Annotated in this window: 11 protein-coding genes; 2 read left to right on the top strand and 9 right to left on the bottom strand. The window is 70.7% G+C overall.

The features are described 5' to 3' along the window. Positions 1 to 15: 15 nt before the first annotated feature. The gene (locus HDA41_RS10440) at positions 16 to 1146 is read left to right on the top strand and encodes a mechanosensitive ion channel family protein (RefSeq protein ID WP_184982809.1); all 1131 of its coding nucleotides are present in this window, start codon (positions 16 to 18) and stop codon (positions 1144 to 1146) included. Between the two features lie 275 nt (positions 1147 to 1421). On the opposite strand, the gene HDA41_RS10445 is transcribed toward HDA41_RS10440, so the two are convergent. From HDA41_RS10445 to HDA41_RS10470, 6 genes are all read right to left on the bottom strand, one after another. Next, positions 1422 to 2162, bottom strand: coding sequence for an SDR family NAD(P)-dependent oxidoreductase (locus tag HDA41_RS10445; RefSeq protein WP_184982811.1), 741 nt, complete (start codon positions 2160 to 2162; stop codon positions 1422 to 1424). 81 nt (positions 2163 to 2243) lie between these two features. Then, positions 2244 to 3830: a Na+/H+ antiporter gene (locus tag HDA41_RS10450; RefSeq protein ID WP_184982813.1), complete on the bottom strand. Its 1587-nt coding sequence runs from the start codon at positions 3828 to 3830 to the stop codon at positions 2244 to 2246. A 94-nt stretch (positions 3831 to 3924) separates the two neighbouring features. Further along, a complete protein-coding gene (locus tag HDA41_RS10455; protein WP_184982815.1) occupies positions 3925 to 4404 on the bottom strand; it encodes a GNAT family N-acetyltransferase in 480 nt (159 codons plus the stop codon). Continuing rightward, complete coding sequence (locus tag HDA41_RS10460) at positions 4401 to 5345, bottom strand: RluA family pseudouridine synthase (RefSeq protein WP_184982817.1); 945 nt, start codon at positions 5343 to 5345, stop codon at positions 4401 to 4403. The genes HDA41_RS10455 and HDA41_RS10460 overlap by 4 nt, the downstream gene beginning before the upstream one ends. Before the next feature lie 65 nt (positions 5346 to 5410). After that, positions 5411 to 6037 carry a signal peptidase II gene (gene lspA, locus HDA41_RS10465; RefSeq protein WP_184982818.1) on the bottom strand — a complete coding sequence of 209 codons (627 nt, stop codon included), beginning with the start codon at positions 6035 to 6037 and terminating at the stop codon, positions 5411 to 5413. 89 nt (positions 6038 to 6126) lie between these two features. After that, a complete protein-coding gene (locus HDA41_RS10470; protein ID WP_189944854.1) occupies positions 6127 to 7635 on the bottom strand; it encodes a TraR/DksA family transcriptional regulator in 1509 nt (502 codons plus the stop codon). 626 nt (positions 7636 to 8261) lie between these two features. Here HDA41_RS10470 and ileS point away from each other — a divergent pair. Further along, a complete protein-coding gene (ileS, locus tag HDA41_RS10475) occupies positions 8262 to 11414 on the top strand; it encodes an isoleucine--tRNA ligase (protein ID WP_184982819.1) in 3153 nt (1050 codons plus the stop codon). 219 nt (positions 11415 to 11633) lie between these two features. On the opposite strand, the gene HDA41_RS10480 is transcribed toward ileS, so the two are convergent. The 3 genes from HDA41_RS10480 to HDA41_RS10490 are packed head-to-tail and all read right to left on the bottom strand — an operon-like array spanning position 11634 to position 13809. After that, on the bottom strand, positions 11634 to 12770 hold the full coding sequence (locus HDA41_RS10480; RefSeq protein ID WP_184982820.1) for a DivIVA domain-containing protein: 1137 nt from the start codon (positions 12768 to 12770) through the stop codon (positions 11634 to 11636). Between the two features lie 53 nt (positions 12771 to 12823). Then, complete coding sequence (locus HDA41_RS10485; protein ID WP_007448661.1) at positions 12824 to 13108, bottom strand: YggT family protein; 285 nt, start codon at positions 13106 to 13108, stop codon at positions 12824 to 12826. Between the two features lie 59 nt (positions 13109 to 13167). Then, on the bottom strand, positions 13168 to 13809 hold the full coding sequence (locus HDA41_RS10490) for a cell division protein SepF (protein ID WP_184982821.1): 642 nt from the start codon (positions 13807 to 13809) through the stop codon (positions 13168 to 13170). Positions 13810 to 13880 lie beyond the last annotated feature (71 nt).

The raw sequence follows: 13880 nt of genomic DNA on the forward strand, positions 1-13880 counted from the left end.
GTTAGGTTCGGAGGCATGGAGAACCTGCTACGACCGCTGATCGTGGTCGGTGGCTCGGTCGTGCTCACGCTGGTGATCGGCTGGGCCACCGACTTCCTGCTGCGCAAGGCCGACGAACGGCACCACGAGACCCCGCTGTGGGGGCTGCTCCGCCGCGGGCGCATCCCCTACCAGCTCCTGCTGTGCGCGGCCCTGCTGCGAGGATCGTACGACGAGGCGCAACTGCTGCAGAGCCGCGACGAGGGCGTCGGCCGGACGCTGACCCTGGTACTGATCGGGTCGGCCGCCTGGCTGGTGATCCGTATCGCGTCGGCGATCGTCGAGACGTCCTACACCCGGTACGCCCATGCCCGGGCCCACCGCGACCCGGCCAGGGTCCGCCGGGTGCGCACCCAGGTGACGCTGATCATGCGGGTGGTGTCCGCGATCGTCGGCGTGGTGGCCGCGGCGAGCATGCTGCTGACGTTCCCGGCGTTCCGCGCGGCGGGTGCCTCCCTGCTGGCCTCGGCCGGCATCCTCGGCATCGTCGCCGGTGTCGCCGCCCAGTCCACGCTGAGCAACATGTTCGCCGGGTTCCAGATCGCCTTCGGCGACATGGTGCGCATCGGGGACACCGTCGTCGTGGACGGCGAGTGGGGCACGGTCGAGGAGATCACGCTGACGTTCCTGACCGTGCGCACCTGGGACGAGCGGCGGATCACGATGCCGGTGTCGTACTTCACGTCCAAGCCGTTCGAGAACTGGTCGCGCGGCACGCCGCAGATGACCGGCACCGTCTTCTGGCACGTCGACCACACGGCGCCCGTGGACGCGATGCGCGAGAAGCTCCGCGACATCCTGCGCGAGTGCCCGGCCTGGGACGGCCGCGCCTATGACCTGTCCGTGACGGACACCACGCCGAACACCCTGCAGGTGCGGGCCCTGGTGACCGCCAAGGACGCGGACGACATCTGGACGGCGCGGGTCACGGTCCGCGAGCAGATGGTCCGCTGGCTGGCCGACGAGCACCCGTACGCCCTGCCCCGGGTCAACACGGCGGACGCGATCCTGCCACCGTCCCAGAGCCAGAACGGCCACCGCCCGTCCCAGGACGGCGTTCCGTACCAGCAGCGCCGCTTCCACGGTGCGAGCCGGACGGAGCGCTGACGGCACGGGCCGGCGTCCGGTCACCGAGCAGCGCCCCCGGCGGGGCAAGACGGACGAGGAGCCCGCGTCCGCGCCTCGGATCCGCCGCCGCGCCGAAGACCCCTCGACCGGCGGCCGGCGAGGCGGAACCCGGCCCGACCCACAGCCACCCTGCCGACACAGAGCCGCCCCTTCCAGCCCCCGTCGGGGGAGGGCGGAGTCCCGGTCGCCGGCGCACCGACCGCACAACAGGAGGGCTCCCCGCAGCCACGGGCAGCCCTCCTGTGTCGGCCGGGTCAGTGACCGCGCTCGGCGCCGCCGTTGACCTGGATGATCTGGGACGTGACGTGCCCGGCACCGGGAGAGGCGAGCCAGTGCAGGGTCTCGGCGACGTCCCCGGGCGTCCCGGCCCGCCCGTTCGAGGTCTCGCCGATGAGCCGCGCCCGCCGCTCCTCGGCCATCGCGTCCCCGAAGAACTCGGTGTCCTCGATGTAGCCGGGCGCGACCACGTTCACGGTGATGCCGCGCGGCCCCAGCTCCCGGGCCAGATCATGGGCGTACGGATGCAGCCCCGCCTTGGCCGCCGCGTACGCCCCGCTCCCGGACCCCCGGTAGGCGGCGATGGAGCTGAGGAACAGCACCCGCCCACCGGGCTCGGCGAGCCTCGGCTTCAGAGCCTCGGTGAGCAGGACGGCGGTCAGCGTGTTGAGCCGGAAGTTCACGGTCCACGTATGGGCGACGGCCTCGAGCGGATCGTCGCTCGCGGCATCCGGTTCGAGCAGCCCGCTGCCGCCGGCGCTGTGCACGAGCACGTCCACGGCCCCGAACTCCCGCTCCACGAAGCCGGCGACGCCCCGCACGTCCTCGGGCTCGGCGAGATCCGCCGCACAGGTCAGCGCGCCGGGCACCTCGGCCTTCTCCAGCACCTCGGCCCGCCGCCCGAGCAGCAGCACCCGATCCCCGCCCGCGGCGAACACCCGAGCCGCCGCGAGCCCAATCCCCGTACCTCCACCACTGATTACTACGTTTCGTGCCATGCGAACGACCCTACGACGCCCCGGCCGCCCACCGTCAAACGTCAACCGCGGCGGGGCCGCGGGCAGACGCGCGTGGGCGGCTCACCGCAGACTACGCACGTCGAGATGCCGCAGCACCCGGTCCACCACCTCGGGATCCGCACCCGGCTCACTCCGCGCCGCCAGCACCTCGTGCCGCGCCGCGCTCAGCATCTCCTGCTGGATCCGCCGCACCCGCTTCACCCGCCGCGCTCCCTCCCGGTACGCCTCCCGCCGCTCGTCCTCCGCCAGTGCGGGGCTGATCCGCACCCCGATGTCGTAGGCCCGCCGCATCATCTGCTCGGACAGCTCCTCCGGCAGCTCCTCGGCCTCCTCGATCTCCCGGAGCCTGCGCTTGGCCGCCTTGGACGCCCGGAGCGCCAGTGCCTTCGCGAACTCCTTCTCGACATCCGTGTCGGCCCGTACGCCCAGCCACCGCACCAGCCACGGCAACGTCAGCCCCTGCACCACCAGCGTCGCCATGATCACCCCGAACGCGATGAAGATGATCTCGTCCCGGCTGGGGAACGGCGCCCCCGCGTCGGTCTCCAGCGGAATGGCCAGCACCAGCGCGACCGAGGCCACCCCCCGCATCCCCGACCACCACATCACCACGGTCTCGCGCCAGCTCACCGGGATGTCCTCGTCGTAGTCCCGCCGCGCGTGCAGCCGCTTGGTCAGCCAGGTCGCCGGCAGCAGCCACAACAGCCGTACGAACACGACCACGCAGACGACCACCGCCGCCCACCCGAGCAACTCGCCCCAGCGGCCGGACGCCGTGTGGATCGCGTTGTGCAGCTCCAGCCCGACCAGACCGAAGGCGACGCCGGTGACGAGCGTGTCGACGATGTTCCAGAACGTGTGCCCGGCCAGCCGCGTCATGACGTCGTCGGCGTCGGACCCGTACTCCGCGAGGAACAGCGCGGTGGTGAGCACGGCGAGCACGCCGGACCCGTGCAGTTCTTCGGCCATGACGTACGAGGCGTACGGCACCAGCAGGGTCAGGCCGATCTGCAGGGTCGCGTCCCCGAGCAGTTCCATCAGCTTGTTCGCGCCCCAGCCCAGCGCGAGGCCCACGGCCACCGCCACCACGGCCGACAGCACCAGATCGAGCCCGGCCTTCCAGGGTGAGAACGTCCCGCTGACGGCGGCCGCGATCGCCACGTGGTAGAGGACGATGGCCGTCACGTCGTTGAACAGCCCCTCGCCCTCCAGGATCGACACCAGCCGGCGCGGCAGCCCCAGCTGCCCGGCGACGGCGGTCGCCGCGACCGGGTCCGGCGGCGCGACCAGCGCGCCGAGCGCGAACGCCGCGGCCAGCGGCAGCCCCGGCACGATCGCGTTGGCCGTGGCGGCCACACAGGCCATGGTGACGAACACCAGCGCCACGGCCAGGAGGAAGATCGGTCTCTTGTTCGCCGCGAACTGCCGCCAGGACGTGCGCCGCACCGCGGCGTACAGCAAGGGCGGCAACAGCAGCGGCAGGATCAGGTCCGGCGGGATCTCGACGTTCGGCACGAACTCGAGCAGCGCGAGGACTATGCCCAGGAGCGTCATCAGCACCGGCGCGGGCACACTGAGCCGGTCCCCGACCGGGACGCTGATCACGGCCCCGAGCAGCAACACGAACAACAGGGCCAACTGATCCACGGTCAGCGCTCCGGAAGGTCAAACGTTCACACGACTGACCTCAAGCCTGCCCGCAACTCCCGGGACAAACCGTTTCGGCACCGTTCATCGCGGACTAGAGCGAACGCCGCATCGCCTGGTGCGGAATCCCCGCCTCCAAGTACTCCGGCCCGTACGCCTGGTAGCCGAGCCGCTCGTAGAAGCCCAGCGCGTGCGTCTGGGCATGCAGGTCGGCGGCCGCGAGCCCACGCGCGCGTGCCGCGTCCTCGACGGCCCGCACCAGGGCGGCGCCGACACCGAGCCCGCGCGCGTGGGCGGCCACGGCGAGCCGGCCGAGGGAGCCCACGGACGAGTCGGCTCCGGTCTGCGCCACGGCCGCCTCCCCGAGCAGCAGCCGCCCGGTCCCGAGCGGCACGCCGTCCTCCCGGACCGCCAGCACATGGACGGCCCCCGGGTCGTACGCGTCGTACTCGATGTCCTCCGGCACGCCCTGCTCGCCGACGAACACCTCCTTGCGCACCGCGAAGCACGCCTCACGGTCGGCCGGGTCCTCGGCGACCCGCACCACGTACGACGGCGCCGGTGTCCCGCTCACGCGTACGTCTCCTCCCGGACCTGGTCCAACGCCTTCTGGAGGTCCTCCGGGTACTCGCAGGAGAACTCCGCCCACTGCCCGTCCCCGGGGTGCTCGAAGCCGAGCCGCACCGCGTGCAGCCACTGGCGGGTCAGGCCGAGGCGCTTGGCGAGCGTCGGATCGGCGCCGTACGTCAGGTCGCCGACGCAGGGGTGCCGGTGGGCGGCCATGTGGACGCGGATCTGGTGCGTGCGGCCGGTCTCCAGCTTGACGTCGAGCAGGGACGCCGAGCGGAAGGCCTCGATCAGGTCGTAGTGCGTGACGGACGGCTTGCCCTCGGCCGTGACCGCCCACTTGTAGTCGTGCTGCGGGTGGCGGCCGATGGGGGCGTCGATGGTGCCGCTGGTCGGGTCGGGGTGGCCCTGGACGAGCGTGTGGTAGCGCTTGTCGACCGTGCGCTCCTTGAACTGGCGCTTCAGCGACGTGTACGCGTACTCCGACTTGGCGACGACCATCAGTCCGGACGTGCCGACGTCGAGCCGGTGCACGATGCCCTGGCGCTCCGCGGCCCCGGAGGTCGAGATCCGGTACCCGGCGGCGGCGAGGCCCCCGATGACGGTCGGGCCGGTCCAGCCCGGCGACGGGTGCGCGGCCACGCCCACCGGCTTGACGATCACGACCACGTCATCGTCATCGTGCACGATCTCCATGCCCTCGACCGGCTCGGCCACCACCTGCACCGGCGCGGGCGCCTGCGGCATCTCGACTTCGAGCCAGGCGCCGCCGTGCACCCGCTCCGACTTGCCGACCACCGATCCGTCGACCGTGACCTTCCCCGCGGCGGCGAGCTCGGCCGCCTTGGTCCGGGAGAAGCCGAACATACGGGAGATGGCGGCGTCGACGCGCTCGCCCTCCAGTCCGTCGGGCACGGGCAGGGTACGGATCTCGGGAATCGTGCTCACCCGTCGAGTATGCCGGACGGGTGCGACACCACCGTACGGAGCCTGTGGACAACCCCCTCGCGGGCTCAGCCCTTGTGGACGGTCCCGTCGGGGTCGAGCCCCTTGAACGACAGCAGCACGATCAGGATGCCGCCGCACACGATCGCCGAGTCGGCCAGGTTGAAGACAGCGAAGTGCTTGGGCGCGATGAAGTCCACGACCGCCCCCTCGAAGACGCCCGGCGCCCGGAAGATCCGGTCGGTGAGGTTGCCCAGCGCACCACCGAGCAGCAGGCCGAGCGCGATCGCCCAGGGCAGGCTGTAGAGCTTGCGGGCGAGCCGGGCGATCACCACGATCACCGCCGCCGCGATCATGGTGAAGATCACCGTGAAGGCCTCGCCGAAGCCGAAGGCCGCGCCCGCGTTGCGGATCGCCTCGAACCTCAGCCAGTCCCCGATGATCTCGATGGGCGGGTGGTGCTCCAGCTTGGCCACCACGATCATCTTGCTGATCAGGTCGAGGGCGTACGCGACCGTGGCGACCGCGAACAGGACCGCGATCCGGCGCTTGCCCCGGGTCTGCCCGGCCGCCGCAGACTCATCCGTGCCGGACGCCCCGGCGGCCGCCGCCGCGTCCTCGCCGGGCCGCTCCCGCCCGTTACCGGCCGCGTCCGGTGTGTCCGGCGTACCGATGATGCGCTCCGCCTCTGCCACGTGAGTCCCTCAACCTAGGTGCCTGACTGAGGACGAGGGTACGGCACACCCCGGGCGTCCCACGTGCTCAGGAGGCATCCGGCGGCCGGTCAGTACCGGCGCTCCTGCTTCTGCTTGCACTCCACGCACAGGGTGGCCCGCGGGAAGGCCTGCATCCGGGCCTTGCCGATGGGGTTGCCGCAGTTCTCGCACAGGCCGTAGGTACCGGCGTCGAGGCGTTCCAGGGCTCGCTCGGTCTGGACGAGCATCTCGCGCGCGTTGGCGGCCAGCGCCAGCTCGTGCTCGCGCGTGACGTTCTTGCTGCCGGTGTCCGCCTCGTCGTGGCCAGCGCCGTCCCCGGAGTCCCGCATCAGACCGGCGAGCGACCGCTCCGACGACGCGAGCTCCTCACGCAGCCGGGTCTCCTCGGACGTCAGCTCGGCACGCGCCTCCTCGACCTCCGCCTCCGTCCAGGGGTCCTCGCCCGGGCGTACCGCGAGCTCACCTGGCTCCGCCGCGGCCACCCGTGCCTTCGGAACAGCGGTCTTGGCCGCCGTTGCCGTGCCAGGAGTCTTCTTCGCACCCACCGTCGTCGCTCCCGTCTGCGGCGCGGCCTCGGCCGCACCCGCCTTCTTGGCCGTGCTGCTCCCGGCCGTGTCCTGTGTGACCGCGCCGGTCCGGGCATCGCCCTTCCCGACCGCGCCCTTCGTGGTGGTGCTCCCGCCTCCGGCGCGAACGTTCTCGGCCTCGACGCGCTTCTTCGCGACGCCACCCTTGGCGGCCTTCGCCCTTCCGGCAGCGGCCTTCTCTTCCGCCGCCTTCTTGGCCGGGGCTTTCTTGGCCGGCGCCTTCTTGGCTGCCGTCTCCGTGGCCGCCGTTTCCTCGGCCGGGGCCATCTCGGCCGCGGCCTTCCTGGCTGCCGCCTGCCTGGCAGCTGTCTTCTCGGCTGCCGCCTCCCTGGCCGCCGCCTTCCTGCCTGCCGTCTCTCTGACCGCCGTCTTCTTCGCCGGGGCTCTCTCCGCCACGGCCTTCTTAGCCGCCGTCTCCTTAGCCGCCGTCTCGGGGGCCGCCGTCTCCGTGGCCGCCGCCTCTCTGAGAGCCGTCTCCTTGTCCGCCGCCTTCTTGGCCGGGGCCTTCTTAGCCGCCGTCTCCTTAGCCGCCGTCTCGGGGGCCGCCGTCTCCGTGGCCGCCGCCTCTCTGAGAGCCGTCTCCTTGTCCGCCGCCTTCTTGGCCGGGGCCTTCTTGGCCGGACCCTTTCCCGCCGCGCCCTTCTTGGCTGCCGTCTTCCCGCCGGCCCCCTTCTCAGCCCGATCCCTGGCCGCGGCCTCCTTGCCCGCGGCCTCCCTGGTCGCGACTTTCTTGGCCACCACCTTCTCAGCCTTGGCCACCGCTTTGTCGGCCACGGCCTTCTTGGCCGTCACCTTCCTGACAGCCACCTTCGTCTTCTTGACAGCCGCCTTCGTCCCCTCGGTCGCCTTCTCGGCCGCCCCCCTCGCCGCCCGCCCCGCCGAGCCCCCCTGCGTGGTCTTCTTCCCGCTCACGTCCTTGGCCGCACCCCCGGAGGCCTCCGCGGACCTGCCGGACGCCGGCTGCTGTACGGCGGTCTTCTTCGCCACCATGGCCGCGGCCCCTTCACATATTGTGATCTTGCTCGCGAGTCGTGCTGGGACGATAAATCGACTTGAGTCCCGCGGCAACGGGGCACACCGCCCGATTCGCCCGCCTCGCGCACGCCGCGCGGCGAACCTGCATCCGTTGTGCCCAGCTCCCCGCCCGGTAATCCGCCGAGCCGGACGTCCCAGGATCCGAACACCCATACCTCGCCATTCGGGTCATCAAACCCATACGTCACCCATTGCGGCATCCCTTACGACTCCCTGGCCCCGACCGCCCCGAAAAAAGCGGTCGGCCGCTGTCGGCGCGGCGCCGTACACTGGGCGGAGCGAAAAGCGTGGATGGGGACGAGTAGCGGCGTACGCAGCCCAGAGCGACCCGGGGACGGTGGAAGCCCGGGGGCGAGCGCGACGTGAAGATCACCCCGGAGCCGCCGGAAGAAAGCCGCAGCCGAGCGCCGTGGCCAGTAGAACCGGCATCGCGACCCCAATGAGGGGGCTCATCGGCGCACACCCCGCGCCGGAGGGCCAAGGAGGGTGGTACCGCGGGAGCGCGCCGAAGGCGGCGCAGGCAGACACAGCTCTCGTCCCTCCGGACGGAAGGCAGCAAGTCCGCCGGAGGAAGCCCGCTGATGACATCGCCGACGTATCGCCAGGTACCCGCCCAGGTCGACCTGCCCGCCCTCGAGCACGCCGTGCTCGACTTCTGGCGCGAGCAGAAGATCTTCGCCAAGAGCCTGGAGCAGTCCGAGGGCCGCCCCGAATGGGTGTTCTACGAGGGCCCGCCCACCGCCAACGGCATGCCCGGCGCCCACCACATCGAGGCCCGCGTCTTCAAGGACGTCTTCCCCCGCTTCCGCACCATGCGCGGCTACCACGTGGCCCGCAAGGCCGGCTGGGACTGCCACGGCCTCCCGGTGGAGCTCGCCGTGGAAAAGGAGCTCGGCTTCTCCGGCAAGCAGGACATCGAGGCGTACGGCATCGCCGAGTTCAACGCGAAGTGCCGCGAGTCGGTGACCCGGCACACGGACGCCTTCGAAGCGCTCACGACCCGCATGGGTTACTGGACCGACCTCACCGAGCCCTACCGCACCATGGACCCCGCGTACATCGAGTCGGTCTGGTGGTCGCTCAAGGAGATCTTCACCAAGGGCCTCCTGGTCCAGGACCACCGCGTCGCCCCCTGGTGCCCCCGCTGCGGCACGGGCCTGTCGGACCACGAGCTGGCGCAGGGCTACGAGACGGTCGTCGACCCGTCGGTCTTCGTCCGCTTCCCGCTCACCTCCGGCCCGCTGGCCGGCGAGGCCGCGCTCCTGGTGTGGACGACCACGCCCTGGACGCTGGTCTCCAACACCGCGGTCGCCGCGCACCCCGAGGTGACCTACGTCGTCGCGACGAACGGCGAGGAGAAGCTGGTCGTCGCCGAACCCCTCGTCGCCAAGGCCCTCGGCGAGGGCTGGGAGACCACCGGCCGGACCTTCACGGGCGCCGAGATGGAACGCTGGACGTACCAGCGCCCGTTCGAGCTGGTCGAGTTCCCGGAGACCGAGGGCGGCACGCACTACGTCGTGAACGCCGAGTACGTCACGACCGAGGACGGTACGGGTCTGGTCCACCAGTCCCCCGCCTTCGGTGAGGACGACCTCAAGGTCTGCCGCGCGTACGGCCTGCCGGTGGTGAACCCGGTCCGCCCGGACGGCACGTTCGGGGAGGACGTCCCCCTCGTCGGCGGCGTCTTCTTCAAGAAGGCGGACGAGAAGCTCACCGAGGACCTCCAGCAGCGCGGCCTGCTCTTCAAGCACATCCCGTACGAGCACAGCTACCCGCACTGCTGGCGCTGCCACACCGCGCTGCTCTACTACGCGCAGCCCTCCTGGTACATCCGCACCACGGCCGTCAAGGACCGTCTCCTCGCGGAGAACGAGAACACCAACTGGTTCCCGGACACGGTCAAGAACGGCCGGTACGGCGACTGGCTGAACAACAACATCGACTGGGCCCTGTCCCGCAACCGCTACTGGGGTACCCCGCTGCCGATCTGGCGCTGCGCGGACGACCACCTCACCTGCGTCGGCTCCCTCACCGAGCTGACCGAGCTGACCGGCACCGACCAGTCGGGCCTGGACCCGCACCGCCCGTTCATCGACGAGGTCACCTTCGCCTGCCCGCAGGACGGCTGCGGGCAGACCGCCACGCGCGTGCCCGAGGTCATCGACGCCTGGTACGACTCGGGTTCGATGCCGTTCGCGCAGTGGGGCTACCCGTACAAGAACAAGGAGATCTTCGAGGCCCGTTACCCGGCGCAGTTCATCTGCGAGGCCATCGACCAGACCCGCGGCTGGTTCTACACGCTGATGGCGGTCGGCACGCTGGTCTTCGACAAGTCCTCGTACGAGAACGTGGTCTGCCTGGGCCACATCCTCGCCGAGGACGGCCGCAAGATGTCCAAGCACCTGGGCAACACCCTGGATCCGATCCCGCTCATGGACCGGCACGGCGCCGACGCCGTCCGCTGGTTCATGGCGGCCGGTGGCTCCCCGTGGGCGGCGCGCCGCGTGGGCCACGGCACCATCCAGGAGGTCGTCCGCAAGACGCTCCTCACGTACTGGAACACGGTCGCCTTCCAGGCCCTGTACGCGCGTACGTCCGGCTGGGCCCCGTCCGAGGCCGACCCGGCCCCGGCCGACCGCCCGGTCCTGGACCGCTGGCTGCTGTCCGAACTGCACGCGCTCACCGACCAGGTCACCCAGGCTCTCGACGCCTACGACACCCAGCGCGCCGGCAAGCTGCTGTCCGCGTTCGTCGACGACCTGTCGAACTGGTACGTGCGCCGCTCCCGCCGCCGCTTCTGGCAGGGCGACAAGGCGGCCCTGCGCACGCTGCACGAGGTCGTCGAGACGGTGACGCAGCTGATGGCCCCGCTGACCCCGTTCATCACCGAGCGGGTGTGGCAGGACCTGATCGTCCCGGTCACCCCGGGTGCCCCGGAGTCGGTCCACCTGTCGGCCTGGCCCGAGGCGGACCTCACCGCCATCGACCCGGAGCTGTCGAAGCAGATGGTGCTGGTGCGCCGGCTCGTGGAGCTGGGCCGGGCCACGCGCGCGGAGTCGGGCGTCAAGACCCGTCAGCCGCTCTCCCGCGCCCTGATCGCGGCGACGGGCTTCGAGGCACTCGGCTCGGAACTGCGCACGCAGATCACGGAGGAGCTGAACGTCGAGTCCCTGGCGACGCTGAGCGAGGTCGGCGGCTCCCTGGTCGACACCACCGCCAAGGCCAACTTCCGCGCCCTGGGCAAGCGGTTCGGCAAGCGCGTCCAGGACGTGGCCAAGGCCGTCGCGAACGCGGACGCGGCCGCGCTGTCCCTGGCCCTGCGCGAGGGCACGGCGTCGGTGGAGGTCGACGGCGAGGCCATCACGCTCGCGCCCGACGAGGTGATCATCACGGAGACGCCGCGCGAGGGCTGGTCGGTGGCGTCCGACGCGGGTGCGACGGTCGCCCTGGACCTGGAGATCACGGAGGAGCTCCGCCGTGCGGGCCTGGCCCGTGACGCGATCCGCCTGATCCAGGAGGCGCGCAAGAACAGCGGCCTCGACGTGGCCGACCGCATCGCCCTGCGCTGGACCGCCACGGACACGGCGACGGCCGCGGCCCTCACCGACCACGCCGGCCTCATCGCCGACGAGGTCCTGGCGACCGACTTCGCCCAGGGCGACGCGGACGACAGCTACGGCAACCCGTTCACGGACGAGGGCCTGACGCTGACGTTCCGCCTGCGCAAGGCGTAGCCACAGGGCGTAACCCCCAGGCCGAAGGCCCGGACCTGCCAAAGATCTCGGTGGCTCCGGGCCTTCGGCGTTGCGTACGCACGAACGCGGTTGCGCACGCACGAACACGGTTGCTGTGCGCACGAACGCGTACGGCAAAAGGGCGGGGCCCCGGGTTCAACCCGGGGCCCCGCCCTGAACGCTGCCGATGTCTACGCCGTACTACTGGCCATCAGGCCGTCAGTTGTCATCCTCGTCGATCAGGAAGCCCCGCATGGGGGAGGGCGCCTGACCCATCGGCGACGGGCCCTGCGGACGCACCGGCGCCATCGGCTGGGTCATCGCCGGGGACATCTGCTGCTGACCGCCGTAGGACGGACCGGACGGCGAGGGGCCGCCGCCCATCGTCTGGTTGCCACCGCCGTACGACGGGGCGCTCGCGCCGGCCGGTGCCATGGAAGGCGCCGGGGACGGCGGGAGGGAGGCGGTCGCCGGAGTACGCGGCGGGGCCAGCGAGTCGTCGGCCTGGGTCTCCAGCTGGCGCAGCTGCGACTCCAGGTACGACTTCAGGCGCGTGCGGTACTCGCGCTCGAAGCCGCGCAGGTCCTCGACCTTGCGCTCCAGCGTGGCGCGGGCGGACTCCAGGGAGCCCATCGCGACGCGGTGCTTCTCCTGCGCGTCCCGCTCCAGGGCATCGGCCTTGGCACGGGCGTCACGCTCCAGACCCTCGGCACGCGAACGCGCCTCGCCGACGATCTTGTTGGCTTCGGAACGGGCCTCGGCGATCGCCTGGTCGGCGGTCTGCTGGGCCAGCGAGAGGACGCGGGCGGCGCTGTCGCCACCGGGGCCTCCCTGACCGGGGCCGCCCATCGGACCACCCATGGGGCCGCCCATCGGACCACCCATCTGCTGCTGCATAGGGGGCTGACCCATCGGGCCGGGACCGCCCGGACCCTGGCCCATCGGGCCGGGACCCTGCGGGCCACCCTGACCGCCGGGACCGGCGGGCAGCTGCGGGGCACCGCTCGGCAGCTGGGGCGGACCACCCATGGGGCCACCCATCTGCTGCTGCGGCGGGCCCGATATGCCGGCGGGTACGGGACCACCAGGACCGCGCATGCCCTGCTGCTGCTGTTGTTGTTGCTGCTGCTGCTGATCCTGCTGCTCCGGAGGCTTGCGCATGTTCTGCTGATTCTGGGCAGCAGCACGCGTCGCCGCGGCCAGCTTGGCGCGCAGGTCCTCGTTCTCGCGGAGCAAGCGGGTCAGTTCGGCTTCGACCTCGTCGAGGAAGGCATCGACCTCGTCCTCGTCATAGCCTTCTCGGAGGCGGACGGTCGTGAACTGCTTGTTCCGCACGTCCTCGGGGGTCAACGGCATCTCTTCACCTCAACGTAGTCGTCGGCATTCGGCAAGACCGTAGTTCACATCGCTCACAGCCGGCTCACGATCGAGATCAGGATGTAGACGATGATCATCAGCACGAAGAAGGACAGGTCGAGCGCCACGCCCCCGAGACGCAGCGGCGGAATGAACCGCCGCAGAAGCTTGAGCGGTGGATCCGTGACAGTGTAGGTGGCCTCCAGAACGACCACCATCGCCTTGCCTGGTTGCCATGAGCGGGCGAACTGGAAGACATAGTCCATGACCAACCGGAAGATGAGCACGATGAGGAAGCACATCAGCGCGATGTAGACGACATCCAGTACCACGCTCATGACCTCTTGCTTCCCTCTCCCCTGTGCCCTGCTGTCAGTGCTGTTTCCGGTGTTACGTCTCAGCTCTGGTTGAAGAACCCGCCCTCTGCGATGCGGGCCTTGTCCTCCGCCGTGACATCGACGTTAGCAGGCGACAACAGGAACACCTTCTGCGTCACCCGCTCGATACTGCCGTGAAGACCAAACACCAAACCGGCCGCAAAGTCGACAAGTCGCTTCGCATCTGTGTCATCCATCTCAGTCAGATTCATGATCACCGGGGTGCCTTCACGGAAGTGTTCCCCGATGGTACGGGCCTCGTTGTAGGTCCGTGGGTGGAGCGTGGTGATCCGGTAAGGCTCTCGTTCGGACACGACCTTGGGCATGATCACCGGTGCGTTCTTCTCCAGACTTGCGCGTTCTTGTGTGATGGATGCCACGGGCGCGATGCGCGCCGGGCGGCCGGATTCCGCGGGTAGCGAAGCGGAACGGGCGGCCGGTTCACGAGGTGCGGGCGGCTGTGCGACTCGTACCTCTTCGTCCCTTTGCGGCTGATGTGAGCCGTGCGGCTGATGAGACGGCTCGTGCCGTCGGTGGTCCCGCTCGGGCTCCGGGTCCAGTTCGGGTTCGAAGTCGTCGTCGGGGTCGAATCCGCGGCCGTCGTACCCATCGTCCTCCACGAGGCCGAGGTAGACCGCCATCTTGCGCATCGCGCCGGCCATTCTCTGAGTCCTCCGCTCTGTGGTGGATCGGCTGACGACTGCCATGTGCCCGCGATCCACGAGGTCCTTGA

This window comes from Streptomyces caelestis (assembly GCF_014205255.1).
Taxonomy (GTDB): Bacteria; Actinomycetota; Actinomycetes; order Streptomycetales; family Streptomycetaceae; genus Streptomyces; species Streptomyces caelestis.